We start from the raw sequence: 25,487 nt of genomic DNA on the forward strand, positions 1-25,487 counted from the left end.
GTGGCAGCACGGGGCTTCCCCCCGAAGTGCGGACACCGGTTGTTATGCGGCTTGTGTCACCGTATAGGACAGTTGTTCGTAGTTGATCGGGCTGGTCTGGCCAAGGGCAGAGTGCCGACGGGTTGTGTTGTAGCGGGTGGCCCACCGGAACACCGCCAGCCGCGCCTCGCGGGCCGTTGACCAGCGCTGCCGGCCTTGCAGGGTCTCTCGCTTCAGACTGGCGTTGAACGCCTCGGCTGCGGCGTTATCGGCGCTGGTGCCCACCGCGCCCATCGACTGGATGACGCCGAGCCGGGCGCAGGCGGCGGCGAAGTCCGCTGAGGCGTATTGCGCCCCGTGATCCGAGTGGAAAATCGCGCCATCCAGGCCCCCGCCCCGCGTGCGGGCTGCGGCCTCCAGCGCGTCGATGACCAGTTCCGTGCGCATGTGATCGGCGATCGACCAGCCGGCCAGGCGACGGGAGCACAGATCGATCACCGTGGCCAGATACAAGAACTCGCCACCACCGACCGGCAGATAAGTAATGTCACCGACATACCGCTGGTTCGGCGCAGGGGCAGTGAAGTCCCGCCTGATCAGGTCCGGCACCTTTTGATACGACGGGGCCGGCACGGTGGTGCGGACCTTGCGGCGCAGATACACCCCGACGATCCCGAAGATCCGCATCACCCGCTCGATGCGCTTGTGGTTGACCTTCTGGCCGGCATCGCGCAGCTCGGCCGTGATGCGCGGCGACCCGTACGTCCCATCGTGTGCGGCGTGGATCCGCCAGATCTGTTCCGCCAGCGCCTCATCGGCACGACGCCGCTCGTCCCGGGCAGCACGGGTCTCACGCCACCGGTAGTAGCCCGAGCGAGAGACGTCCAGGACATGACACAGCCGCTTGATGCTGAACAGCTCCCGGTGGTCATCAACGAACTGGAAGCGGCTCACCAGTTCGTCTCTCCCGCGAAATATTTGGCCGCCCGGCGCAGGATGTCCCGCTCGGCCTCCAGCTCCCGCACCTTCTTGCGGAGCTGCAGGTTCTCTTCTTCAAGCACGGCGTCGGAGGCTACCGGCCCGGCATCGGCCTCCCGCCGCCGGTCCACTGCCTGGTCGCCGGCCTGCCCCGCCCGCCGGGCCTGCTTGACCCACAACCGCAGCGTCTCGCGGTTGACGCCCAGGTCCTTGGCCACCGACGCGTACGTCGCGGTCGGATCCGACAGATACAACGCCACCGCGTCGGCCTTGAACTCCTCTGAGTAGACCTTCATCGCCACGCAGGACCCCTCTCACCCCCAGACCTCCATGATCCAGGGCGCTCAGGGTGTCCACACCTCAGGGGGAGGCCCCCACCACTTCCCACAACGAGATTTGCTGGTCCGCGATCCGCAGCACCGGCCGCCACCTCCGCCGTGAACGACATCAACGTCATTCTCCCAGCGAAAGCATCACTAACGCAGAGATTCACCCAGGTCAGCAGTGCTCGGACGCCCGACTTTTTCAGGGGCAAGTAGCTAGCCGTCAACCGCCAATCACCGGCGGGCAGCGATCGCGGCAACTCATCACGTTCCTCCCGGACCTTGATCATGAACCGGTGGTCGCGAACCTTCACATGCAAGTGGCGGCTCTTGCGGGAGAAGAGCAGCACGTGACCTCTCCGCTTCGCCTTACGCGCCAGCGTCTCCACGATCTTCAGCGCTCGCGGCCATAGCGCGTCACTGACGTCAAGGACGGCCGGGTTCGCCTCTAACGCGGCGGACAGATCAGCAGCCACCTGCTCGTCGCGAGCCTTCAACCGCACACGGTTCCATTCGGTCTCAAGCTCCGCGCCCGCCTCGGCGACCTTGATGATCAAGTCGCCGCGATCACGCCCGGTATGGAGTAACCGGGAACCGGCAGGCACCAGCCCTCGCCGCTTGGCCGCGCTGATAGCCCGCCGATACTCAGCCCGTACATCCGGGGCAGGGTCCTTGATCCGGACGGTGCCGCCGTTCTTCGAAAGCAGGTCCATCAATTCAGCAGCCCCCTCCATCCGGCGGTCCGCCGTGCTGCGCTCGGAGTTCGCCCCCCGCTTGGTGCCCGATGCCTTCTTGACCGATGGACCCGGACGGTCGGGGTGGTGACCATGTTCGAGGTAGAAACAGCCGGCGTCTGTGATCTCCGCTTTCCAGACACCATCGCGGCGCGGAGTCACGACTAGCCCCCGATTCCGCAACGCGTAGACCGTGCTGGCCAGATCAGAGTCGCGGGCACTGATCGGGTCGACGCCATCACCGATCCGCCGCAAGACGGCGAGCTGCCGGTCATTCAAGGAAGTCCATCGCTGCATGTGATCAGGACATCGCAGTATGCATCCATGTGCAATCGATCCCGGAAACGCGAGTGTGGACGTGACCCGCTGATCTCGTGCCTCGTCGGCGGTGAGCGGGGATGCCGCATCGTTTCTACTCAGGCGTGGAAGCCGTGCTGTACGGCTCGCTGTCCATGTCGAAGGCTATCCAGTGGGTTCGCCGGACGACCGCGGTGAGTTGTCGATCCAGGCGTCACCGTGCGCGATTGTTGGCGCGCCTGTGAATGGCAGCGATTTCCAGGCGTCATATAGCTCATCGGTACGTCGGCTCAGCCAGCGATGTTCGCGGGAGGTGAGGACGCCGCGTTGCCGGTGGATGGCGTCACGGACGCTGGCGACCGGGTTCGGGAGATCTCTCAGCGTAGCGAAGTGTGAGCCAGGCGGTGCAGGCGCTGTAGCGTGCTCCCGATTTCGGCTGTCGTGGCGGGGACCGTGCTGGCCGGGACGTACTGCCAAACTCACGACCTGGGCGGACTCGATACGCTGCACTGGCGAAGACGACCTGTAGCCCGGCGGTATAGGCGTCCGGGGTGATGTGGTCGGCCGCCCGTATGGCGGCGATGGCGTTCGCTCCGGCGGCGCCCGCATGCGCAGTGACCTGCTGGTCGTGTGGGCGATGTCGGCTGCAGGGCCAGCGACGGAGGACAGTGGCCCCACATGCCAGCGTGGACGAGAAACTGACCGGTAAGAGGCACTCATGCGACGTCTGCTGAGGGCGCCCCCGCCCTCGTTGGGCTGACTACTGATGCGACGGGTTCATGTGACTTCGGTTGTCATGAGATGTGCACGAGTGCAGGCGACGTACAACTTCCTGTCGGTGTCGCGCTCTACTTTGAGACCGGCAGCTAGTGCATTCCGTTCGTCAGGGGTTAGTCGGACGCCTACTGCTTCCCACTCGCCGCCTTTGGCCTGATGTGTGGTGAGCCCCGGCACGGGGCGACCAGGGTACGCGAGACGGCTTTGGATCAGGGCTAGGCGACGCGTGTGGTTGTGATGGGCTGCTCTGAGGCGACGCGGTGAGATGCGTTCAACGAGGGCAGCCATCTGGGCATACGCGGCGGTCACGCTCGCTTTTCCTCCGGCTTGGAGTGTCTCGGTGATCTCCTGCAGCTGAGGTTCGATCTGCCTCAGGACGTCGTGATCTGTGATGGCTAGTGCCGTCATGGCGTTGTTTAGGTAGGTGGCGTCGAGGCTGAAGATACTGCGGGTTGCATGGTTTAGCAGCAAAGTGGCGGCAGCCTCTTCGTGCCCGCCCTTGAAGGCGTGGAACGCCAGGGGCAGCACCCCGGGGCCGAGTTCCCATAGCCCCTTCCACCGCAGTGCGAGTACCACGTCCAGGCCGGCCAGGTCCGCCTCGTGGCTCGTGGCTCGAAGACTGGCTGACTGTCCGGCGCGCAGTTCTTCCGCGAGTCGTTGCTGGCCAGGGTGTTGCCAGCGAAAGGATCGCGTCAGAGGCAAGGTGCGGAATCTCCTGCGTTCCAGGAGGAGTGGGACGACCTCGGGCCTAGCCCCTCGAAAGACGTACAAGGCTTGCCAGGGGTCTCCGACCAAGGTGACTGCCACGCCAGCTTCGACGACCGTTTCAATGATCCTAATGTCGAGATCGTTGGCGTCGAATACCTCGTCTACGATCAAGGCGCGCATCGTCGCCCCCAACCGGTCACGTACGTACGTGGCTATCGACGGATCGGCGATAGCCAACTCCAATACGTCGCGGATGTCCTGGTGGGTGCAGATGCCCTCTGCGAGCAGCGGCGCGCTCACTGTCGCCGGAACGGAGGAACGTGGAGAGGTAACGAACCCTCGGTGAATGTTTACTAGACCTTGAGCGACTGTGAACCAGTACCTCGTCCGATTCCAGGTCGAACCGCTGAATGACGCCCAACTGTCCTCGATCCTGAGCTCCGTGTGACCGTTGGGCCACCGGAGCAGACCTGCTTGTAGGAGGTCATGGGCGAGGTCGCACATGATGGTGTCCAGCGTCACGACTCGGTGCGGCCATGTGACGGCCCGCCTTCCCCACAGCCGTTGGACTCGGCGGACCAGGTTCAAGGTGGCAGCCCGGGTGAAGCTGACCGCTACGACAGCGCGCGGGTCGCGGCGGGCCTCTGACTCAAACCGATGAACTCCGAAGCGATGCGCTGAAACCGTGGTTTTCCCAGTGCCGGGTCCTGCCTCGATGAAGAGCCGTTTAGTTCTTGTGCCAATGGCCAACCGTTGCTGCTCGGTAAGCCCTGTGGCCCCGCTGGTGTCGTCGGACGCGGCATTCTCGGTCATCCGGGCGCCTTTTGGTCGCCGTGTCCGTCGTTGACCTCGTTGCGTTCCCCAGCATCGTTTTGGCCGGTCATCTCGCCTTCGGTTGTGTCAATGGCAGCCGGTTGCATCGTCGCGTAGAGAAAGTCGAGGGCCTCCGAGACTGGTGCGGGTACGCTGACCGGGGTTTCGGTTCGGCGTGCGTCCCGGATGAGGGCAGCAATGGCGAGCGCGAACTCGCCCTTACTGCTCGAGGCTGGGCCAGCAGGCGTGGGTGTGCCACTCTTCGGTTTCCTAGCGCTGCGGAAGAGCAGGTGAACTGACTCAGGTGTGATCGAGGTCGGCGCATCGACGTCGATCTCCTCTAGAGCCTGTGCAACGAGTTTCTCGTTGCCGCGGGTCAGCTCAGGCTCGAGAGTCGGATGACTATGCGTGACAAGAACAACGTCAGGGTCGTGCTCGTCTACCCAGGCTGGCTTCGTGGGAGCCTTCTCGAATGCGAGATCGCTGTCACGAAGCACAGCAACCCTCCTGCATAGCTCGTGGCCCTTGGTGGCGAGAAGGCGAACCGCCCATGAGCCTACTTTCGTTCCCATCGGCACGATGCTTAGCGCGTCGATGAATGCCTGCTTATCCGTGTCGTCAGCGGCCCATACCCATCCAAACTCGCGGGTTACAGCGGCATCGGTAACGCCTTCGACCAAAAGAAGCCGTTCCGCGAACAGCGCTGCTGAGCGGCTAGCGTCGAGGTGAAGGCGTGTCTTCCGCAAGACCTCGTCTCGGTTGGTCAGTGGCAGGTTGGCGACAGCCCGCGAAACGTGCCGTCCATCAAGTTCTCGGCGTACCACGACGATTTCTTCCGGGTCGCAGGACGTGATGATGTCTGTTGCATGCGTTGAGAGGATTATTTGCAGCTCAGGACGGCGCTGTGCCTCTCGACGCAGATATCGAACCAGAGAGTGCTGAAGCTGCGGATGAAGGTGGGCTTCGGGCTCTTCTATGACAAGCGTGACGTGGAAGGGTCCGTCAGGAAAGAACGAATCCTCGGCGCTCTCGCTCTCCGCGCGAGCCTGGCGAAGACGCTCTTCTGCATCTGCCAACTCCGCTTCTGCATCCACTGCGTCTTCTCCGGGCACGCCGGTAATCTTCGGCGTCTGAATGGAGTCTTCGGTACCTTCAGAGAACTTCGCTGCGGCCTCCGCTGCAGAGGCCGCCCGAGTGAAGTCCGGAATCGCTGCGAGCGTGACTGCTATGTGCAGAAGATTGACGTACCCGAGTCCAGCTACTTCCAGAGGAAGGGCATGTTCGCGCCCTTCAAGAGTGGCGAGCATCAGCTCGAGGACGCGGGCGAGGTAACGATCGTCGACGACCTGTCCGCGGATGAAGGGCCAGGTCCGGCTCACGCCGGCGGAAAGTGCACGCAGATGTTCGCTGACGCGCTGCTCCAATGCCGCAAGGAGGCCGTCAGTGGCAAGAGTTTCTAGCAAGCCAGAAGCGCGGGCGCGCAGCGAGGTGAGATCACGTCCTCGGCCACGGTTCTGCTGCTGGGCTCTCAGCAGCTCGACGAGTATGCGAGCCTCTCGGCGCGCGAGTTCGTCGAGTGGGTTACGCCATGCAGGAAGGTGGACCAGCAGCAGTGCGGCCTCGGTGTCGGTGGCAATGAGTGTTTTGGCGCGCACCCGACCCAGGTCGCGATGCAAGGTGTATATCCAGCTGGCGGCCACCGTGCCGGGTGCGCTCCGGCCGCTTTGTAGCTGCATGCTCGTTCCTAGCGGTCCCTCCTCCGTCAGGTCTGAAGCGAAGGAGTACTCGACCTCGATACTCCGCTCTGGGGGTCCCAAAGCCGCCGCCGATGGCCGGGGCAAGTGCGGGAACGTCTTTCTGTGACTCAGGTACAGCGCCTCGCTGATGGTGGTCTTGCCTGCCCCGTTCGCGCCGATGAGCACGCTGAACCGCCCCGGCAGGTTGACCTCCATTTCACCCTGCGCGGTCGCGCGGAGGCCCTTCACGCGCAGCCGACTCAGATGCATGAGCATCCTCCCCGTGGATCGTCGCTTGCCGTCTCCCCTGACGGACGTGTGCTGACGGCGACCAGGTCTGTTCTACCGTGCAGAGCTGCCGTATGTGAAGGACGGCCTTTTCTGGCCGCAAATGTCGGCCGCCGAGCTGAAGCAACTGTTGCGTGTCGGCGTACTCCTTGGAGTGCAGGGCTGAGTACGGATAAACGTGCAGAGGTGTCAACAGCGTTGGCTGGGATCGGTTTGGTGTTGGTGCCGCAGACCGTTGATCCGCCGGGGCCGGAGGTCCTCGGTGGCGCCCTCAAGCGCCCCGCCTGCCACACCTGGCTGGGCGTGAACGCCACGGAATCCGAGCTCGGCCACTTTGAGTTTTGGCTGGCCACTATGGATGGGTTCTGCCGCCTCCTCGCACGCGGCGACGCGATCGAAGGCACGCTCGTCGAGCCCATGTACCGCTGGGGCAGTATGGCCGTGTTCGATCTTGATACGTTCGCTTACCTCACTATGCGGGAGGCTCCCCGTGGCGACGACGGGAGGAGAATCTTCGAGCTGGGCGTGTGCGCATACGGCCCGCAGGGCGAACAGCTGGCCGACCGTGTCGCTGAGCAGATTCGCTGCTGGGACCGTCACGGCCGATCATTGACCAACACCTGGATCGAGGTTCACCCAGCCGGAACCGCCACCGATGTCGCCGGCCACCTGGTCGCGGAAAAACGGCACACGCGCATCATCATTAGAACTGCGCCGGCCGGCTGAGCTCCGAGGTCCCCGTTGCTCGATCGAGCGGCCTGGCGATCCAAATAGCTGGCAAGCACCTGACAACGGCAACCGGAGGTCTGGTGGACCTGGCTGAGTCGGCTTCTGAGCTGCTGCGGCGGCGAGACCTCGACCAGGAGGTCAGGAAGAACGCACCCGGCAGGCGGTGGACCGAGCAGGAGCGCGAGCAGTGCCGCGCGGTGGATGCCGACAACACGCGATGGCTCGCCGCGCTGGTCGCCGAGTACGGTTGGCCACGGATCAGCGACGTCGGTCTCGATGCGGCCCACGCTGCGTGGCTGATTGCTCAGCATGCGGACGCCGACCCCGTCCAGCAGCGGATCTTCCTGGCGTTGATGCGCGATGCGGTTGCGGACGGCGAAGCAAGGCTGAAGGACTTGGCCTACCTTGAGGACCGTTGCCTACGGAACGCCGACCAGCCACAACTGTATGGAACGCAACTCGTTTTGGCTGACGATGGTGAGATTGCCCCAGCTCCGCTGGCTGAGCCTCAGGCAGTCGACGAACGTCGCGCGGCGGTCGGCCTTGGCTCTCTCGCGGACTACCTGGAACTGGTCCGCGACCACAATCGATAACCCCCGGGGTTTGCTGGTCCCCAGCAACGGATGCAGCTGGAAACCTCCGGAGGAGGGGAGGACGTGTCACCGGGCACGGGGAAACACATCCGCCCTGCAGATGGCCCGGCCATGGGGGTGGCCCATCTGCTCTCCGGATCGCCGGGATACCCCGGGTGGATCGGGACGGCACGGCTGCGAGAGGGTGGGCCTATGACGAGCACGGCAGAGCTCTCTGCGGAGGCCATCAGCGAGATTGCCTCGGTGGTATCTGCTGACGCCGGGTTCGTCGGCTGTCGTTCGACGGTGTGGGTGCAGGGAACCTGGGCGGTGCTGAGTTTCCGCTTGGACAAGGACGAGAGCGATCGTCGCCGCGCTGTTGGGCTGGGTGCCATCACCGCTCCAGACATTCTGCAGTTCCTTCTCGGACTTCCCACAGGCAAACCCGTGGCCTTGGAGGCGTTGACGCCTGCGGAGCGATCCATGCTCCGGATGGTTCCGCACGGGACGGTTCTGGTGAGCGCGGGGATGGTGATCCGGCAGGCGGTGCCACCACTGGGGGTTGAGATGGCGATGGTTTCTGCTCGTTCTTGGCGGAAGGGGTTGGAGCGTGCTGGACGGTTTGCGCCCTTTTGCTCACGGGCGATGGTGCTTCGCACGCCGCCCCGTGATCTCGACGCGTTGCGCTTGGAGGCGGGGTTCTACGGCATCGGTGTCATCGTCGCTGCAGGGAGCGCCGAACCGGACGTCTTGGTAGCGCCTGCGAGGTTTCGCCGCAATCGGTTTACTGCGGCGGGTTGGCGATTCCTCGAAGAGGTCTACCGGCAGGTCAGGTAGTCGTTTGTTCTGCCCCCGAGCTGGCGGGTGCGGTCGGGGTATCGCGCAGTGGGAGGTCGGCCCACTTCTTGAGCGCTGGCGGAGGCTTGAATCTGCCGGGCTGCTCGATCCGGACATTCTCGGCGAGGTGGGCGTCGACCGCCGCCTTGCAGCGGTTTCGCCACCACTGCTGCCGGTCACCGAGTCGCTGGTGCTGGAACAAGCCGGGAAGCCAGCTGTTCCAGGTCGCGGCGTTGTGGGCGTGGGCGGCGGCTCTGATCACGTCAGTGCGGTCGTAGAAGGCGTCGAGGAACGTCCCACCACACCTCGGGCAGTAGCACCGCGGGGGAGTGGTGTTGGCGTAGGCGTCGGCGAGGAAATCGGCTGCGCTGTATCGCAGCAGTTCTGGGACCAGCACGCTGGGGTAGTGCGGGAACGGCTTGGACGATTCAGGTCGCTCCCCGGCGGGCACCAGATGCCGTACCGATCCGCCCGCGCCGATGGCAGCGAAGAAGCCGCCATGGGCGAGGACGTCGAAGCCGGCCAGGTCGGTACGCCACAGCCCCACGCCGGGCACCTCCTGGAGCAGGTCCCGTAGGTGTTCTGGAGCCGCAGCAAACGCCTTCAGCGGGTCGTACTGGCCCCCGAGGGCCAATGCCACCGGATGCGGAATACGCTTCAGCACCGCGGTGAGCTGTGCTCGTGACTCCCTGCGGAGCCAGGCGATCGATATCGGGACAACGACGATGACGTCGTCGCGGTCGATCGCTTGAGCAGCGACCATGATGGCTTTGAGGGCGTCGGAGGCACCGGCGGGCACGTATCGGGTGGGCGTCAGCGCGGCAGTGGCGCCGCGCTCGATTTGCGCTTGAAGCACACTGTCGAGGTCCCCGCCGAAAAGCAGGTCTCCGTCGGGCAGCGCGAATGGCGCCTCCCCGGTGGCGATCTCCTTCTCATACGCCGCGGCGTCTTCCAGGAGAACCCCGCTGTAGCCGCTCTTGGCCAGTTCAAGCGTGCGAGCGGCAGCATTGTCACCGCATAGCACCAAGCCGCCATAGTCGGGGTCGAGGTAGTCAGGCACTTCCTTGACGAATCGTGGCCTGTCCAGCATCAAGATGCGCTCGGCCACCGCGCTTGCGGCCTTGCCTTGGCGTCCGATGTGCGCGAGCGTCTGGCCGCTGTGGTCCGTGGGAACGGGACGGTCGTTCATCGGTGTACCTCGTGAACGGTGTCGGCGTCGGGGGAATCGCCGTCTTGAGCGGCGTCAGACAGATACAGCCTGCGAAATTCCTCAGGAAGAAGCCCAGCCGTCACGGCCACCCGATCAAGGCCTTGTGCGTGGGTGAGCCGCTCGACGATCGTGGTCACTTTGTCGGGGCGCTCGCGGGCGAGATCGCCCGGCTCGTGAGTCCGGTATCCGAGAGTGGACATCTCGACCATCAGATTGCGGTACTGCCAGTCGCTGATCGCGGCCAGCGTCACCGCGCGGCGAACCAGCGCTGCCATGGAGACCCCCCACCGGTGCTTCAAGGCCAGAAGACGGTTCAGGTCCAACCCGTTGCGGAGGTCAGCGGCGATGTCGGCGGCAGGCATCAGGAATTCACTGGCGAACTCATCGGCTTGGCGTTCCTGCAGTGTGGTGGCGCCCGGCTCGGGATGCATGACGATATGGCCCAGCTCGTGGCCGAGGCTGAACCGGAACCGGTCGCCGGGAGCGTGGGCGTTTAGGAGGAATAGCGGAGCTTCCACGCCGTTCCACTGGCTGACCGCGTCCACGTCGCGAGTCCCTAGATCCCGGATGAGGACCAGGCCCCCGGCCTGCTCGATGGTCTGTACGAGATCGGAGACGGGGCCCTCGGGGAGATTCCATAGCTTGCGCAACGTTCGTGCGGCGTCCGAAGGAGACTCCAGGTCGGTCACCGCGACGCGCTCGAAGTGATGCACATCCTCGGTAACGGAGGGGACCAGTCCGCGGACCTGAAGGCGGGTCAGCGCGAGTTCGGCGTGAATCCTGCGCAGCGCCTGCGCGCCGAGCGCCGCCTTCTTGCGGTGGTGGACCAGACCGATTCCCACCCCGTGCACGTCGGCGTCCACGCACAGCGTTCCAGGCGGGTAACGCAGTGCTCGGCCGTACAGTTCCAGGCGTGCACCGCTCACTTTCAGCCGGCCGGACTCTGCTTTGCTCACGTACCCCTGGGAGATGCGCTCGCCGGCCAGTGCTGACATGGCCTTCGCGACGTCAAGCTGGGTCATGCCGCGGGATTCCCGGGCGAGCGTCAACATCGTTGCATGCGCTGTCTCTGGCTCCATGGAAACCATCCGTCACCTCCCTAGCTTGATAGTCGTAAACATCAGATGCCTCAGATTATCACCTCAAAATATTCCTAATCCTTGAATTGGGTCGGCTCTGGTACGGGACCGTGCTGAGAGCGCCCAGGGGTGCGGCAACGATGTTGAGCGACCAGCGCTGGGCCACCGGGTGGCCTTGTTTGCTGGCCCGGGTGTCGATGCTGGGTGTCTTCATTTGGTTGCTAACCGGTCATAGCCAGCGGAACCCAGCCGATGAGTGCGTCTTCGTCGCCGAAGGCGGAAGGAAGGTCCTCGTGACCGAGCAGGGTTGGCAGGGCTTTGGTCACCAGGGAGACGGCGATGCCTTCTAGTCGTCGGATTTGGTGAAGTACGTGTTCAGGCGCTTTGATCGCCCACTCGTGGTCATGGTTGTCCGGTAGGTACCCGGTCACGGTGACGATCAGGTAGTCGCCGGAGACCTCGGCTTCCACCTCCCTGGCCGTGGGAGGAAAGTTCCCGTCGGGAGGAGCGAAGCCGAGCGTGGTGAACACCTCCAGCGTCGCGTTTCGCCAACCGCCGGATGAGTTGGGGATCAGCTGCAGTTGCTCGCATGATGGGTTGATCACCATCACGGGAAGGTCGTAGTCCTGGGGCTTGTCGTCGGCGCTGAGGTAACCGGCGACGAACGATGAGGTGGGGCAGCTCATCTTGACGCCCTCCGGCGGTGTGACGCCCGAGGGCCGACAGCCCGAATGGTGCATGCTGAGGAGGATCTTGTCGTCCTCGAATGGCCCGTCTGCGCTGATGTCGGCCTTGGCGCCCAGCGGTTCGCTACAGGTCTGGCAAGCCAGGGGCCACAAGTTGGTGATCCAGTGCTGTAGCCCGGCCTTGTCGATCAGCGTTTCGAGGGCGTTGTCGACGCTGACCGAGAACGATTCCTGCCCGGCCAGTTTGTCCTTGAGGACCTGCATGTATTCGGCCTGATGCTCGGCCCGCGCGATCACTTCCCGCGGCTGACCTTCTTGGGGGCGAGCCGGGACGGTTGCGAGAGCATCCACCTTGCTGTCCTCGCTGACCAAGACCTTCGCGCCCCAGGACTCACCCATCACCTCCCAGGCGTATTGGTCCTGTTCACGGCTCGCGCCGAGCAGCGCGGGCATGTCCCGGTTGCCGGTCATGATCACCAGACCGCCGCAGTCCAGGATCATCTGCCGCCACCCTTCGAAGAACTGCTTGTTGGCTGGCTCGTCGCCACAGTGGTAGCCGGTGATGAACGCGATGGCGCGGTCGGCTTCGCCGGGACGTACCAGGTCCAGGTCGGTGGTGGTCAGCTTGGCGACCATGCCTTCGGCGAATGGGGCCTGTACCCGTTTGTTCAGCCGCGTGAAGCCGAATGCTTCTGGGCCACCGTGCGGTGTGAAACTCCAGATCGGAACGTACGCCAGCGGGAGCGGCAGGCCGAAGGCCCCCGGCGGGAAAAGCACCCAGTCCAAGGTGTCCTCGGTGATGCCACCCCACTTCACGACCGCGCCCGTGAGTAGCCCGTTGTACCGGGCCTGCCTGAACTCCATCGCGCGATCACGGGTGGTGTAGGTCTGTTCGGTCTTTCCGGGCGGTGGCTCAACGCCGAGCGGATGACCGTGGAACACCAGAACGTAGCCATGACTGACTGCCGCCGACTCCCAAGCCGGGTCGAGTGCGAGCTTGCTCTTCGCCGCTACCCCGCCGTCGGCATTGCGCAGCACGACCATGTCCTTGGTGCGGTACACGCCCCACCCGTCGGCGAGCTCGACCGACCACACCGGGCCGGACAGGCGGTGAAAGCCACCCATGACCAGAGCCTCGGTCCGCAGCTCGTGGACAGTGCCGGTCAGAGTGTCTTTCATCGCCATCATGTGCAGGGGTTCGAACAGCAGCACCGGGGGTGCTTTTGTTGTACCGCCGGGATCAGGGGGCTGCGTCACGTCCGCGCCAGTCAAGAGCGCGTTCAGGGCGCCGCCAAAGACCGGATCGTCGAGGAAGGTGGCCCGACACGGCATCTCGACGGCGTCTGCGACCCGAGCCGCCAGCTCCTTGGCCTCTGTGGTTCCTCCTCTCGCCACATCCGTTGGCTGCGCCCACCAAGAGGGCTGCTCAGGGGATCCGTGCTGCTCACGTCCGGTTCGCTCGTGCCGGCGTCGCCGGTTCCTTGCCGCCTTGCCCATCGTCTTGTCTCCTGTTCAGCCGTGGGGTACCGGGGTGAGCACCGCCGAGTCCGCGGCATCATCGAAGAGCTGCACGACTTTCTCGTGCAGGATCCGGATCTGATCGGCGATGTCGCCACCCAGCTCCATCAGCTCACCGATCCGGTCGTGGAGCGCCTCGTCGAGTGACAGCCCGTGCTGACGCCGCAAGATCCGATCGATTTCCCGCAGGTTGTGCTCGACCTGGCTGACCAACCGCATGGCGGCGGTCTTACTCAGCCGACGCGCGGTCAGGCCGTCGCGCAAGCGCCACAGGGACTGGCGGGCCGTGCTCAGGTAGACCATGCCCATAAGCGGGGACTTCTCCTCGGACTTGGCCGCCGCCACCAGCACGGCCTGCAGCATGTCGATGTGATCGCCCACCGCTTCCACGCCGCCGCGTATCTCCTCCCGGTCTCGTACACCGGCCGGATCGGTGAACGCTCCGATCGACTCGACGCTCTCGGCGCCACCGCCTTTCGCGTAGATGTCGGCGAGCACGGCGTCGAAGTCGGTTGCAGCGTCGAGCTTGGCGATGACACTGGCCTTGGTCCCCAAGATCAACTCGTCCAGTTCATCGAATTCCTCGTAGGTACTCATCCCGCGTCCTCCTGCGTGAGCGCGCCGAGGTGGCGAAGCCGGCTCTTAGCCCGCAGCACGGTGTGCCGCACGGCGGACGGGTCGATGCCGAGCCGATCGGCGATCTCCCGATTGGAAAAGCCGTCATAGCGCAGGGCCATCACCTGACGCTGCTTTATCGGCAGGTCGGCGAGCATGGCGCAGACCGCACGCTCTTGTTCGCTGAGTTCAACTTTGTCCGCGGCCGAGGGGAATCCGGTCCGCTCGGGAACCTGCCCTGCAGGATCTTCCCGAGCGGGCCCGGCGGCCTTGGGCGAGGAGCGCCAGAATCTGCGCAGCGCGACCGTGCACACCCATCCCCACGGGTTTTCGATGATCGTGTCCCATTTTCGCCAGGCCTCGATGAACGCGACCTGTGTCGCGTCCTCGGCCTCGTGACGATTGGCGCCGTGGCTCAGCAGGAACCAAATCAGATTCGATCTCTTTGCCCGGACAAAGTCTTCGAAGTCCACCTTCGATACTTTCGCTCCCATGGCCCTCTCTGGGAACCCGGACGGGAGACCGGGAATAGGGGGGACCGTCGCATACGCGCTCTGGTGACCGTTATCGGCCAAGACGGTCCCCGATCGCGATGGATCGGCCGATCTCGACGATGAAGCCGTCACCCGTCCGGCTCGCGCGGTTCCCCACGAGCTCAATCGGCAAGTGCTCGAACTCCCGGCTCACGTTGACCTGTGCGAACGCCTGGGTAATCGCAGACAACAGGCTGAAGGCCTGGCCGGCGACCGCCAGGACGACATCGAATGAATCCATCCCCATGTCGACCACCTCGTTCCCCATCGAATCCAGGCGCTCATCGAGCGCGGCGTACGTGAGGTAGTGGGGGCGAAGGGCCAAATCCGTGACGCCTTCTGAAGAAAAAACTGAAGATCTCGTGGTGATCACACGACGGATGCGCCCACGGCATCATGAACAAATCGTTGACCAGCGGATTTTCTGGCTGGCCTTCGACGTCGGCGAGAGCTCAGCCCAGCGCGCGGTCACTTCATCAGACGGGCGAAGGTGGCGCGAGCGCGGTTGGTGACCTCGGTGTCGCCGTGCTCGGTGCCCCACTGCAGTCCGCTGAGGGCGTCCAGCGCTGCCAGGCAGGTCAGCGCCTGGCGCTCGTCGTGGGTGAAATTTCGGCCGTACCCGTCGAGGAATGCCTCACGAAGCTCTGGCCGCCTGTCCCAGCTGCCGTACTCCAGCCGGACCAGGTCCCGTACCGCAGGGCCGAGCTCGGCCCGCTCGAAGTCAATCAGCGCCAGTCGGCAGGTTCGCCGGTCCCACAGGAAGTTGCGAGGCATGAAATCTCCGTGTGTTGCCGTCACCGGTAGCCGCGGCTCGATGGCAGCCAAGGCAGTGGCGCATGCCCGGACGAACGCGACCTCCCGTACCCGGAGTAGTCCATCGGCGCGGCGAAGACGTTCTTCGCACCGTTCGATGACAAGCCCGATGCCCTGGACACCGGGCACCGTGATCGGCACGTCATGTATTCGGCGTAGAAGCCATCCGGCCTGCCGATATGCCTCCAGCTCCATCGAGGGCGAAAGCGAGAGGCCCTTCAGAACCTCACCCGGAAGGCCGCTGATCACGATGGCCGCCAGATCCTGATCGGCGGCGAGGAGCTCAGGAGCCCTGCCGCATCCCAACGACGGCACGACCTCCTCGTAGGCGGTGACCTCCCGCTCGTGAAACCGCAGGGATGGGTGTCGCTTAACGAAGTATTGGCGCGACGCGGCCGTGGTGATTTCCCATACCGCCGAGTTGTCCCGTGGCCACGACCGGTCCGCCACTGAGGTGATCTCCCCAACGACCTGCTGCACCAGGTCCGCCAGTGGCGGAGGTATATCCACGGGCTCTATTCAAGTCCTCCAGGGCCACCGTACGACTCAAGACACGAGGAACCGGCCGTCAGCGCGCCATGTCAGCCCAGACGACGGCGATGGGTTGTGCGCCGGTCCACGGCGAACCGGCCGGCGGCCCGAGGCTGGCGACGCGGGTGACTCGGGGACCTCGAGCCGCACGGATCGTTGGCTGCCAGTCCGTCATGTCGGGATGGTGGCTGATCGCAGGTCGGCTCTTCGCTTCGTTCCTGTGGCCGTGTTGGGTTGTCCTTCGGGCGGATTGCTTCGTCGGCAGGCAGACTTAAAGAAACCTCACCTCGGCGTGCGTTCAGGAGATGTTGTGATCCGTCACTTCACCGCCTCTGCGATTATCATCGCCGATGACCACGTACTCCTACTCAACAGCGCGAAGGGGATGGGCTGGATCTATCATCCCGGTGGACACGTTGAGCCGGGCGAAGATCTTGCACAGGCCGCAATTCGTGAGGTTCGTGAGGAAGTAGGGCTGGAGATCGAGCTCATCACCGAACGGCGGGCCTGCTTGTAATCGTCTATCGAAGGCTTCAGGGCTTTGCGCAACTCGCTGCCCATGTCGGTCAAGGCATGCTGAACATCGCCGAGCAACGACCGCCGGTCATGCGGTTGAGGAGGCTGACGCCCCGATCGCACTCCCTCGCACACGGCGATGACCTCGTTGAGAGCCATGATCGGACGCAGCTTCCATGGGAGAGCCTCGGGGGCGCTCCTCAGATATTCGGCCAGAAGAGCCGCATAGCCTGTCCGTACCGGAAAACTGTTCATCTTCGTGGAGGTTAGGGCACCGGATATCGCATATGGAAGCGATTTCCCTCAGACCCCAGATCCGCCGGACGATCACGACCATCGACCGATGCGAGGCGTTCTTAGGCGGATGACGGTGCTCATCTGCTCCTTCGTGGCTTGTCCGTAGCGGCGAGGTCTCGCCGGTAGGTGCTCAGTTCGTTGTCGTAGCGCTTTTCCCGCGTGATGAATGCAGCCACCCCGCCTTCAAGGACATCCTGGATCTCTTGGCGGACCTGCATGACCTCGATCGGGCCCACATGCTGTCGACCTTCGGACTCCTTGATCCGAAGACTTCCCTCGTGTGCTTCCAGCACGACGATCTGCTCGGCATCGCTCAAGACGGGAATGTTCGCGTTGTGCGTGACGATGATAACCTGACGCTTCCACCGGCTCTTCCGCAACTCGGTCACGATCAGCTGAGAGATCAAGGCGGTGTCGAGGTCATCCTCCGGTTGGTCGATGACCAGCGGCTCAGTGCCCTGATGAAGGACGAAGCTCAGCATTGCCGCGCTTCGCTGTCCAGGCGAGCCATGGGAGACGTCCTGCCAGTCCTCGGCACGGGTTGCGCGGCCGCCGCTCTTGAGAAAGCGCATGGTGATCACGTCATCGGCCATGAGCATCGAGAGCCTTAGCCGGACCGTCCCATCCAGATTCCGAAGTTTTTGCCACCAGGCCTTCCGCACCCCGGCCTCAAGCAATTCATCTTCGAGGAGCCGGTAAGCGGCTGGCCGGGAGTCGATAAGTGCATCTCGCCACATCGACAGGCGATCCTGGATGCCATCGGAGGGACCCGACCACAGCCACCTTGCTACGGTGCGAACGTCTGTGATGTAGCCGTCTGATCGCAGGTTCAACAGTTCCCGGACATCGCGCTCCCACCCGGCCCAGTCGCCATGTGTGGTGAGTTCGAACCGAAGTGATCCGCTGCTTTCATGTACTTTTTCCACGAGGTGGGTGCGTCTCCGCCGACGTCCGTCATAGAAAGCGATCAGGGCCTCCCAGGAGGTGGCCTCATCCTGCTTCAGCTGAGCAAGACGCATCTGCTGCGCAGCAAGGTCGGCCAGCGCGCGCTCAGTTGTCGAAAGGTCGTCGCGCAGCTCCAGATAAGTTTCGGGCTTGACGCCGGCTTGAGTTAGTTCTGCTTGATACGCAGCATCATCATCGAGGGCACGTTTTACTTCGTCGGCCCATGGGCCTTCCTGTCTGGCGGTTTCGGCTACCTTCGCTGCTGTATCAGCCTGCGCCGTAGCCGCAAGCAAGTCGTTCAGCAACTGAGTGCGGATATCATCGAGGCGATGGAGATGAGGTGTCCGTGCGCTCGGCGGCGCATTCAGTTGGCTGGTGCGGGAGCTTTGGCTGAGCAGGCCTTCCGCGTGCTGCCGAATGTCGTTGATCGTCTGGTCCAGCTGTGTCGCGATCGATTCGAGCTCGGCGCGTTCACGGAGGATTTTCTCGTTGTTCTCTCGGCGCGCTTTAAATTCGGGGTTGTCGAGGACGGCGACCCGTCGGCTGAGCTCTGCCGCTCGCGCCTGCAAATCGTCTTTACGGTCGAGCGCGGCTTGAACCTGCTGTCTCTCACGTACCAACCGTTCGCAACGATTCTCGAGAGTGGCTCTTCCATCTTCGAACTGACTCCGCGACCCATCGCCAGCGGCCTCGATCGCTTCATCGATGAGGCCGAGCAGGTTCCTCGAGGCCACGTACGGGTCTGACGGTACGGACTTGATCCGCTCGTACAGTTCCTTCTGGCCGAACAACCGAATCGGGAACGCGGTCTTGGTCGTGACGCCGCGGTCCGTCGTCGGGCCGTTCTCACGAGTCCATCGCGCGTTCTGTCGTTCGCCGGAGATGTCGAGGTGGTGTGTCGCGGTCAGCTCGGCGGAGCCGAATACGCGGTCGACGAAGTCTTCGGCCTCAGCTCGAAGGGAAGCCGGGAGACCCGCGGTCGTTCCATAGAGTTGTCTTAGCGCCGCTACAATCGTCGATTTTCCGGATCCGCGTCCGCCGATGATGACGTTTAGTCGGGGTGCGAAGCTAACGCTTATCGAGCTTGCGGAATTGCCCAGTTCGCCGCCGAGGCTTACCGACGCGACCCAGGCATGGTCGACGTGGTTCGGATCTGGCCGATCGGACAGTCGCTCATCCCAGTCGCAGATGATGCGGGCTTCGTGGTCGAGGAACGCCTGTCGCAGCCCCTCCAGCGAGGGCTCGCTCATCCGAATCCAAGAGAAACGGCTGCCGAGTTCCTCAAGGCAGTAAGCATCAGAAGTGCTGACGAATGCCAACCGCTTCAGGCATGGGAGATCGTCAAGGTCGCGCTCTCGAAACCGCTGGTTGAACCCCCGCTTGCCACTGTCCGTCTCTCCACCACCGTGATGATGTCCGACGTCGACGGCTGAGAGTCGATCGTGGTGCAAGGCCTTCCATCGAAGGGTATTGCCTACGGTCTTGGGAGACGCAAGGCCATTTTCGCTAAGCACATGTGGCGCGATGGCTAGCCAACCGTCTGGTAGACCATCAAGGATTTCCCCGATTGATCGTGGAGACGGCGCGGGCTCGCGACGTTGGGACGGATTGAACTTCGGATGCTCAGGCTCCCCGAATCCGCAGACCTTCGCGAGCAATATCTCGATGTCCTGCTCGGTCTTGTCCAAACCTCCGATGAGGATGAGATGCGCGCCGTCCGACCCGGTTCCCGTTGTGACCTCAACTCCTGGAAAGACAGTGATGCCTGCGCGAGCTCCCGCATCCTTCATGTCGCTGAGCCAGGTGGCCGTGTGGTGGTCAGCCAGAGCGATGACCTCGATGCCGCGTTTCGCTAAGTGGTCCATATAGAGATCGGCAAAAGCTTTGCGGTCGTCAGGCTTCTGGAAGTTGTAGCTTCTTCCCTTTGGCAAGTTCATGTGCCAAGCGGGAGTCGCTACCTGCAGGTCGCACTTGTACCACCTTGACGTCAACGTCGCCCCCGCTCGGCGTGCCTTGTGGCTCCATAAGCGCGGCACTGGTCGGCGCCTGGGCCGAAGGCCTAGATCGGTATGGATTGTGCGTGACGCCGCGCTGGCTCACTGAGCGGGCCGACGCGTCCCTCCCGTCACACAGCACTATCTTCGCCAGTGCAGTGGCCAATTGCAACGACATTCACGTATTTCGCCCATCGGGTCTTACGGCGAGGGCTTCGCTGTTCGGGCTCTTGCGGACCGCTCGCATGGTTCGCTGTTGCCCCCGGGCTCGGCGAAGCTTGTCCCTCGGCAGCGACGCTCGCGCATGCTAGTGGTCCGCGCTCCGACCCTTGCCCACGCAGGGCCGACAGTCACTGCCGCCACCCGAGCGTTATCCATCGAGAGCGCCACCTGGTGACGATCTGATCACGTGTGCCATCCGCTGAGGTGTGGTCCGGCGTCGTAGCTATGCGGTGCCGATGTGGCGTTGCCGTCTGAGGCCGAATCGGGGGACGGTATGACGGATCTTCCCTACCCGACCGAGCTCTACGTGGGTGTCAAGGTCAAGCGTGCTCGGGTTGCCGGGATGCTACGGGAGTTGCGGCCCTATCTCGGGACGGCTGAGGTCCCTCTGGCGTTGGTGACCACGACGAGCGTGCGTCCGTTGCTGAGCCACATCCTCGTCACGAATGAAAGAGTGCTGGCCTTCCACGCGGGCGATGTCGCCCGTGTCGGTTGGAAGGTTCATACCGGCCGGGCCGATGTGGCAGGCGCTGAGATACGGAAGTCCTTCGCCCATGTGGCCGCTTTGGTGGTCACTCTCAAAAACCGCCTGGAGCTGGGCTTCGGTGACGTGCAACCGGCGGACGCCAGCGTGTTGCTGGAGCGGATCGGTCACGCCGGCTCGCCGTCCAGGCAGTCGCGCCGGCGGTTCAACTCTCCGCCGGGGTGGCCGGTTCCGCCTGCTGGTTGGGAACCTCCGGCTGGCTGGCAGCCCGACCCGGCCTGGCCTGCGGCTCCTGCTGACTGGCAGTTCTGGATCGAGGCTCCACAGACGCCCGATCTCCGGGATCCCGGCAGCGGTTCCGCCGCCGTCCCTTCTCCCGATCAACTCGCCCCCGAGCCCACGCTTCCGGCGCCGGCACCGGCAGATGCCAACCCTCTACCGGCACCGCTGCCGGCCCCATCGGTGTCGGGGCATGGACTGTTCGGTGGCAAGAAGCGGATCGCCGAACTCGAGGCGGAGAACGCCCAGCTTCACGAGTGGATCCAGCAGATGCGGGGGATGGACGCCTTTCAACTACGCAACGAGACAGAACGTCTCCGCGCCGCGGTAGCCGAGCTCGGGCAGCAGGCGGCCGAGCAGAACACCGCACTTACGCAGGCACGTGCTGAGATCGTCGACACGCAGGAGATCGCGCTCCTGCAAGAAGCCGGCGTCTATGAGTACCAGCATCCGCTCAGCGACGCCGTCGCCTACAAGGGCGAACTGGAGCGGCTCAAAGACAAGTACAAGTCGATGGTCCGTAGCGACACGGCCGTACTGGCGACCACGACCTGGCACGTGAACAACTCCCTCGCCGAGGGACGGCGGATGGTGCGTGACATCTCTAAGCTGATGCTCCGCGCGTACAACGCCGAGGCGGACAACCTCGTGCGGACGATGCGGCCCTACAAGCTGCAGGCCTCCATCGACCGGCTCGGGAAGACGGTGCAGACCATCGCCCGGCTAGGCAAGACGATGAGCATCACGATCAGCCCCGCCTACCACCAGGCGAGAATCGCCGAACTCCGCCTCACCGCTGACTACATAGCGAAGGTGGAGGAGGAGAAGGAACGGGTGCGGGCAGAACGCGAACACCAGCGTGAGGAGCAGAAGGCCCTCAAAGAGTTCGAGCGTGAGAAGGCGCGGCTGCTCAAGGAACGCTCGCACTACCTGGCCGCGCTGGCCAAGCTGGAGGCCAACGCCGACGAGGTCGGCGCCGCTGAGATTCGAGGCAAGCTGTCGGACGTCGACCAGGCGATCACCGACATGGAAGGCCGCCAGGCCAACACCAGAGCCGGCTACGTGTACGTCATATCCAACATCGGCGCCTTCGGCGAGCGCATGGTCAAGATCGGAATGACGCGCAGGCTGGAGCCGATGGACCGGGTCCGCGAACTCGGTGACGCCTCAGTACCGTTCCGGTTCGACGTCCACGCCCTGATCTTTAGCGAAGACGCCGTCGAACTCGAGAACCGGCTCCACCACGCCCTCGCCGACAAACGGGTCAACCTCGTCAACCTACGCCGCGAGTTCTTCTACGCCACACCCACAGAGGTGCGGACCGTGGTCAAGGAAATCGCCGGACAACATCTCCTGGAGTTTCATGAGACCCCAGAGGCCATCGAGTGGCGCACCAGCCGCAACCAACGAGGGGCCGACTAGCCACCGGTCCGAACCCTGTGGGTGTCGAATACTGTGTCCACCTAACCGACTTGGGCGTATTCGTGGAGCAGGCCGCCGAGCCCGTCTCGTTGGATGGCCTTGATGTCGGCGTCGACGGGATCGGGTAATGCCCGGACCGGACTGGGTGACAGCGGCCCGCTGTCTGTCGGCAGAGGAGAGAAACGCTGTGTCGATGCGCTGATCCGGCTCATACGCAAGCTGCCGATCGGAGAGCAAGCCGCCCGCGGCCTCGCTTGGGTCGCAGGCCCGCGCATTCAAGGCGACCGAGTCACGGCCGACCAATCGCGGTCATCTAACGACTGGCTGAAAGAGATCCGTGTCGCAGTTGAAGAGCACGGGACGCTCCCGAAGTGGCAGGCCTTGGTTGACGCTCTCGTGGTTGCAGCGAACTCAGGGCTTGTCCCGTTCAGCAGCTAGCCGCGAGCCGCCGTGCTGCGGTGTCGCGTGCTATCGGGCTCTACGCGAAACCTACTGCGCTGCTGTGAAACCTGGGACGGATGAGTCATTCTCTGCAAAGTGGGGTGGGGCAGGATGAGAGAGACAGCGACGATGATCCCCGCCGATTAGGTCGCCATGATGGGACAGGAAGGTGTCTACACCTCTGAGGGAAGGCCCAGGCTGCGTAAGCTCGTCGTTACCAGAGCTTGTTGCCAGGGGGTGATGGAGTGGGCGAACCGGACCCCACCAGAGCGCTGGAGAATGCTGGGAGCATGGTGAGCAACGAGATCTCTGGCGGGTCATTCGGCGCGAATGTGCAGGCGGGAACGATCCATGGTGGTGTGCATGTTCATCACCAGCCATCGGCGCCCGTGGTGCCTAGGCAGCTACCCATTGTCTCGGCCCATTTCACCAATCGGGTCGCTGAGATTCAGTTGCTCGATGAGGAATTGGCCAGGCGGCGGGATGGCGCTCCGGCGCTGGTGCTGCTTAGTGGGCCCGGAGGTGCTGGCAAGACGGCGTTGGCCTCGTATTGGGGCAGCCGCGCGTCGGAGAGTTTCCCCGACGGCCAGCTGTACGCGGATCTCGGTGGGTTTCGCGCAGAGCAGCCGGTGGCGCCGGGTCAGGTGCTGGAGGGATTTCTACGCGCGTTGGGCGTGATGCCGGAGCAAGTGCCGGTCGATCTGGCGGAGCAGGTCGCGTTGTTCCGTTCGCTGACCGCGGAGCTACGGCTGCTGGTGCTGCTCGACAACGTGATATCGGCGGCGCAGGTCACTCTGCTGCTGCCGGGTTCCGCCGATGGCATGGTCCTGGTGATCAGTCGCTGGCGGCTGGGCGGGGTGCTGGCCCAGGGCGGCGGCCTGGTCGAGGTCGCGGCCTTGTCGCAGGATCACGCGGTGGAATTGCTTACGCGTTCGGCGGGGCGCGTCAGAGGGGATGTGGAGGGGCAGCAAGTGAGGGAGCTGGCGAGATTGTGTGGTCGGCTCCCGATAGCTCTCTGCGTGGCGGGTGCTCGGCTTGCATCGCGTCCGCGCTGGCCGGTCGGCCGGGTGGTGAGGGAGTTGGCTGACGAGCAGCGGCGCTTGACAGCGCTGTCGGTGGACGGGGAAGTCTCGGTGATGAGCGTGTTCGACGTCTCGTACGAAGGGCTGTCCGGGCAGCAGGCGCGTGCCTATCGGTGGCTGGCCCTCCAGCCGGGCCCCGACTTCGGCATCGAGGCGGCCGCCGCGGCAATGGAGCTGTCCATCCAAGAGACCTCCGAGGTACTGGAGACGCTAGTGGACGCTAGCGTGCTGGAGGACAGCGAGATCGACCGGTACCGCTTCCACGACTTGATTCGGTTACATGCTCGACGGCGAGCGGAAACGGAGGACAGCGAACGTGAGCGCGACGCTGTGCTCGCGCGTGTCACAGAGTATTACCTGTCCGTCGCGGTGACCGCTGACCGTGTAGTGATGCCCCTGGAATGGCATGTGGGGCCAGTGTACGAGCGGGACAGCGATGCGGCGACCGTCTACGCGACCAGCCTTGAGGCGTTGGACAGTCTGGAGTCCGAGCTTCCCAATCTAATGGCAGTATTACGGGCTGCGGCCCAGCGCAGGCTAGATCAGTTGGTGTGGCAGCTGTGCGAGGCCATGTGGTCGTTGTTTCTGTACCGTAAGCACTTCCAGGACTGGATCGCTGCCTACCGGCTAGGAATCGAGGCAGCGGGCCGGTGCGGTGATCAAGCTGCGGCATCCCGGATGCGTCATAGGCTCGGGATCGCTTTCCATAATCTATCCCGGCCGGAGGAGGCTCTTTGGGAAGGCAGAGCCGCGTTGACCGCAGCGCGTGCCGCTGGACATGAACTGGCAGAGTCCGCGGCACTGCAGCTGATGGGAATGGCCTTGCGTAACCTGGGCCGATTTGACGAGGCAATCGAGGCATTGCGGCAAGCGGTGGAGCTCGACCGCCGGACGGGGCAGGTTCGTAGTGAAGCCCTTGCGCAGCGAGTCCTGGGGCAGACACTCTACGCGGCCGGGCAGACCGTTCAGGCGGTTGATGAACTCGAACGGGCTTGCGAGCTGGCTGCAGGATTGTCCGACCCTCCCGTGGAGGCTATGAGCAGAGTCTGTCTCGCCGAAGCACTGACGCGCGCCGACCGTGCCTCTGAGGCACTGGCACTCGCACGGGCCGCCTGGGATGTCATGGAAGGTTCAGGCTCTCACCAGTACAAGGCCCGCGTCATGATGGCCTGGGGAGAGGCAGCGGAAGGAATCGGCGACCTGACCACCGCTCGGGACCGCCTGCTGAGGGCCCACACCTTTTTCACCGAGGCGGGAGTGCCAGACCTGAGACCGGTCCAGCATGCGCTGAGCAGGGTGGAAGCCTGTCTTGAGACGCAGCGGCCAGAAAATGATGAGGGACAGGCGACCCGTTGAGGTTGCCCAGGCGGTGCCCGGAGACGGTCCATGCATAGGCACACGCCGCTCGAAACCGTGGATCACCGCGCCCTGGGGCATCAACGATCTGCTCGGTCCGGGTACAAAAGACGGTGCCGTACCGCCCAGCAGGGACGGCCACCAGAGCGCAACCGGGCAGGCTCCTGAGCCAACTGCCACCCGACCAAAGGGCACCGCGTACCGATGACTGGGCGGCGCACATGAGCACATCGGCACTCTGCGCCCACTGCGTGGGCGCGTCTTCCGTGACCACAGTGAACCGATTGCCCCCCTCGCAAGGGCACGGCGTTAGCGGAAAGAGCCGCGTGCTCCAGGCCCACACGCCCACGCCGCATCCTTCTACGCTGTGCTGCAGACATCGCGTGATCCTGATGGCCTGCTCCAAGATGGGGCTGGGGCCTGAATCTGCAGCCCTGTTCTGGCGCCGACGGGTGTTCATGCTTCCTCCGCAGGAGCGAGGTCATCGGGGCGCGGGATCGGCCTAGGCAAAGGGACCGGGGCGGCCGATACTGCCCTCAGGGGTTCGCTCAGACCGAGTAAGCGGTACATCGTGCGGCGCAGGATGGCGGACGCCTCGCCTGGCCGGGACGTGATGAGCTCGGCTATGGGGCCGCGCCCGGTAGTACCTTTCTGGGGCTCGGCCACGATGCACAGCTGATCGGTCAGCCGGCG

Annotated in this window: 18 protein-coding genes; 6 read left to right on the forward strand and 12 right to left on the reverse strand. The window is 64.1% G+C overall.

The features are described 5' to 3' along the window. Nucleotides 1-42: 42 nt before the first annotated feature. From OG417_RS24955 to OG417_RS24970, 4 genes are all read right to left on the reverse strand, one after another. Nucleotides 43-1,259, reverse strand: a protein-coding gene (locus tag OG417_RS24955; protein ID WP_329237797.1) for an IS3 family transposase whose coding sequence is annotated in 2 segments (ribosomal slippage) — nt 43-950 and nt 950-1,259 — 1,218 coding nt in all. Because the reading frame shifts where the segments join, the coding sequence is not laid out codon by codon here. Beyond that, entirely contained in the window at nt 1,250-2,311 is a 1,062-nt protein-coding gene (locus OG417_RS24960; RefSeq protein ID WP_329260736.1) for a hypothetical protein, read from the reverse strand. Before OG417_RS24960 ends, OG417_RS24955 begins: the two co-directional genes overlap by 10 nt. Before the next feature lie 777 nt (nt 2,312-3,088). Continuing rightward, nucleotides 3,089-4,609, reverse strand: a complete 1,521-nt coding sequence (locus OG417_RS24965) for a UvrD-helicase domain-containing protein (RefSeq protein WP_329260739.1) — start codon at nt 4,607-4,609, stop codon at nt 3,089-3,091. Further along, nucleotides 4,606-6,615: an ATP-dependent nuclease gene (locus tag OG417_RS24970; RefSeq protein WP_329260742.1), complete on the reverse strand. Its 2,010-nt coding sequence runs from the start codon at nt 6,613-6,615 to the stop codon at nt 4,606-4,608. Before OG417_RS24970 ends, OG417_RS24965 begins: the two co-directional genes overlap by 4 nt. A 234-nt stretch (nt 6,616-6,849) precedes the next feature. Between OG417_RS24970 and OG417_RS24975 the strand changes: the two genes are divergently transcribed. From OG417_RS24975 to OG417_RS24985, 3 genes are all read left to right on the forward strand, one after another. Then, nucleotides 6,850-7,359, forward strand: coding sequence for a hypothetical protein (locus OG417_RS24975; RefSeq protein WP_329260745.1), 510 nt, complete (start codon nt 6,850-6,852; stop codon nt 7,357-7,359). An 83-nt stretch (nt 7,360-7,442) separates the two neighbouring features. Continuing rightward, on the forward strand, nt 7,443-7,955 hold the full coding sequence (locus tag OG417_RS24980; protein ID WP_329260749.1) for a DUF6624 domain-containing protein: 513 nt from the start codon (nt 7,443-7,445) through the stop codon (nt 7,953-7,955). A gap of 192 nt (nt 7,956-8,147) precedes the next feature. Beyond that, complete coding sequence (locus OG417_RS24985; RefSeq protein ID WP_329260751.1) at nt 8,148-8,771, forward strand: hypothetical protein; 624 nt, start codon at nt 8,148-8,150, stop codon at nt 8,769-8,771. On the opposite strand, the gene OG417_RS24990 is transcribed toward OG417_RS24985, so the two are convergent. The 7 genes from OG417_RS24990 to OG417_RS25020 all read right to left on the reverse strand — a co-directional run bounded on the left by OG417_RS24990 (nt 8,764) and on the right by OG417_RS25020 (nt 15,705). Next, nucleotides 8,764-9,960, reverse strand: a complete 1,197-nt coding sequence (locus OG417_RS24990) for a hypothetical protein (RefSeq protein ID WP_329260754.1) — start codon at nt 9,958-9,960, stop codon at nt 8,764-8,766. The two genes, OG417_RS24985 and OG417_RS24990, sit on opposite strands and share 8 nt — an antisense overlap. Then, entirely contained in the window at nt 9,957-11,069 is a 1,113-nt protein-coding gene (locus OG417_RS24995) for an ImmA/IrrE family metallo-endopeptidase (protein WP_329260757.1), read from the reverse strand. The genes OG417_RS24990 and OG417_RS24995 overlap by 4 nt, the downstream gene beginning before the upstream one ends. A gap of 212 nt (nt 11,070-11,281) precedes the next feature. Next, nucleotides 11,282-13,243 carry a hypothetical protein gene (locus OG417_RS25000; RefSeq protein ID WP_329260760.1) on the reverse strand — a complete coding sequence of 654 codons (1,962 nt, stop codon included), beginning with the start codon at nt 13,241-13,243 and terminating at the stop codon, nt 11,282-11,284. A 15-nt stretch (nt 13,244-13,258) separates the two neighbouring features. After that, a complete protein-coding gene (locus OG417_RS25005; protein WP_329260763.1) occupies nt 13,259-13,861 on the reverse strand; it encodes a hypothetical protein in 603 nt (200 codons plus the stop codon). Next, nucleotides 13,858-14,352, reverse strand: coding sequence for an RNA polymerase sigma factor (locus OG417_RS25010; RefSeq protein ID WP_329260766.1), 495 nt, complete (start codon nt 14,350-14,352; stop codon nt 13,858-13,860). The genes OG417_RS25005 and OG417_RS25010 overlap by 4 nt, the downstream gene beginning before the upstream one ends. A gap of 91 nt (nt 14,353-14,443) precedes the next feature. Then, the gene (locus OG417_RS25015; protein WP_329260768.1) at nt 14,444-14,785 is read right to left on the reverse strand and encodes a hypothetical protein; all 342 of its coding nucleotides are present in this window, start codon (nt 14,783-14,785) and stop codon (nt 14,444-14,446) included. A gap of 95 nt (nt 14,786-14,880) precedes the next feature. Then, a complete protein-coding gene (locus OG417_RS25020) occupies nt 14,881-15,705 on the reverse strand; it encodes an aminoglycoside phosphotransferase family protein (protein ID WP_329260771.1) in 825 nt (274 codons plus the stop codon). 361 nt (nt 15,706-16,066) lie between these two features. On the opposite strand from OG417_RS25020, the gene OG417_RS25025 reads away from it, so the two are divergent. Further along, complete coding sequence (locus tag OG417_RS25025) at nt 16,067-16,273, forward strand: NUDIX domain-containing protein (protein ID WP_329260773.1); 207 nt, start codon at nt 16,067-16,069, stop codon at nt 16,271-16,273. Nucleotides 16,274-16,646: 373 nt separating this feature from the next. Here the strand turns inward: OG417_RS25025 and OG417_RS25030 are convergent, their stop codons facing one another. Then, the gene (locus OG417_RS25030; protein ID WP_442875725.1) at nt 16,647-19,550 is read right to left on the reverse strand and encodes a TrlF family AAA-like ATPase; all 2,904 of its coding nucleotides are present in this window, start codon (nt 19,548-19,550) and stop codon (nt 16,647-16,649) included. A gap of 454 nt (nt 19,551-20,004) precedes the next feature. On the opposite strand from OG417_RS25030, the gene OG417_RS25035 reads away from it, so the two are divergent. Together OG417_RS25035 and OG417_RS25040 are read left to right on the forward strand one after the other, a co-directional pair. Continuing rightward, the gene (locus tag OG417_RS25035; protein WP_329260778.1) at nt 20,005-21,915 is read left to right on the forward strand and encodes a DUF4041 domain-containing protein; all 1,911 of its coding nucleotides are present in this window, start codon (nt 20,005-20,007) and stop codon (nt 21,913-21,915) included. A 731-nt stretch (nt 21,916-22,646) separates the two neighbouring features. Beyond that, nucleotides 22,647-24,794, forward strand: coding sequence for a tetratricopeptide repeat protein (locus tag OG417_RS25040; RefSeq protein WP_329260781.1), 2,148 nt, complete (start codon nt 22,647-22,649; stop codon nt 24,792-24,794). Nucleotides 24,795-25,487: the final 693 nt, after the last annotated feature.

It is taken from the genome of Actinoallomurus sp. NBC_01490 (genome assembly GCF_036227085.1).
Taxonomy (GTDB): Bacteria; Actinomycetota; Actinomycetes; order Streptosporangiales; family Streptosporangiaceae; genus Actinoallomurus; species Actinoallomurus oryzae.

Excerpts from the sequence above, each read along its gene's own strand:
- OG417_RS25035 (WP_329260778.1), top strand. The coding sequence starts at position 20,005 with ATGACGGATCTTCCCTACCCGACCGAGCTCTACGTGGGTGTCAAGGTC.
- OG417_RS24970 (WP_329260742.1), bottom strand. The coding sequence starts at position 6,615 with ATGCATCTGAGTCGGCTGCGCGTGAAGGGCCTCCGCGCGACCGCGCAG.
- OG417_RS24985 (WP_329260751.1), top strand. The coding sequence starts at position 8,148 with ATGACGAGCACGGCAGAGCTCTCTGCGGAGGCCATCAGCGAGATTGCC.
- OG417_RS24995 (WP_329260757.1), bottom strand. The coding sequence starts at position 11,069 with ATGGTTTCCATGGAGCCAGAGACAGCGCATGCAACGATGTTGACGCTC.
- OG417_RS25005 (WP_329260763.1), bottom strand. The coding sequence starts at position 13,861 with ATGAGTACCTACGAGGAATTCGATGAACTGGACGAGTTGATCTTGGGG.
- OG417_RS25040 (WP_329260781.1), top strand. The coding sequence starts at position 22,647 with ATGGTGAGCAACGAGATCTCTGGCGGGTCATTCGGCGCGAATGTGCAG.
- OG417_RS24965 (WP_329260739.1), bottom strand. The coding sequence starts at position 4,609 with ATGACCGAGAATGCCGCGTCCGACGACACCAGCGGGGCCACAGGGCTT.
- OG417_RS24990 (WP_329260754.1), bottom strand. The coding sequence starts at position 9,960 with ATGAACGACCGTCCCGTTCCCACGGACCACAGCGGCCAGACGCTCGCG.
- OG417_RS24960 (WP_329260736.1), bottom strand. The coding sequence starts at position 2,311 with ATGCAGCGATGGACTTCCTTGAATGACCGGCAGCTCGCCGTCTTGCGG.
- OG417_RS25000 (WP_329260760.1), bottom strand. The coding sequence starts at position 13,243 with ATGGGCAAGGCGGCAAGGAACCGGCGACGCCGGCACGAGCGAACCGGA.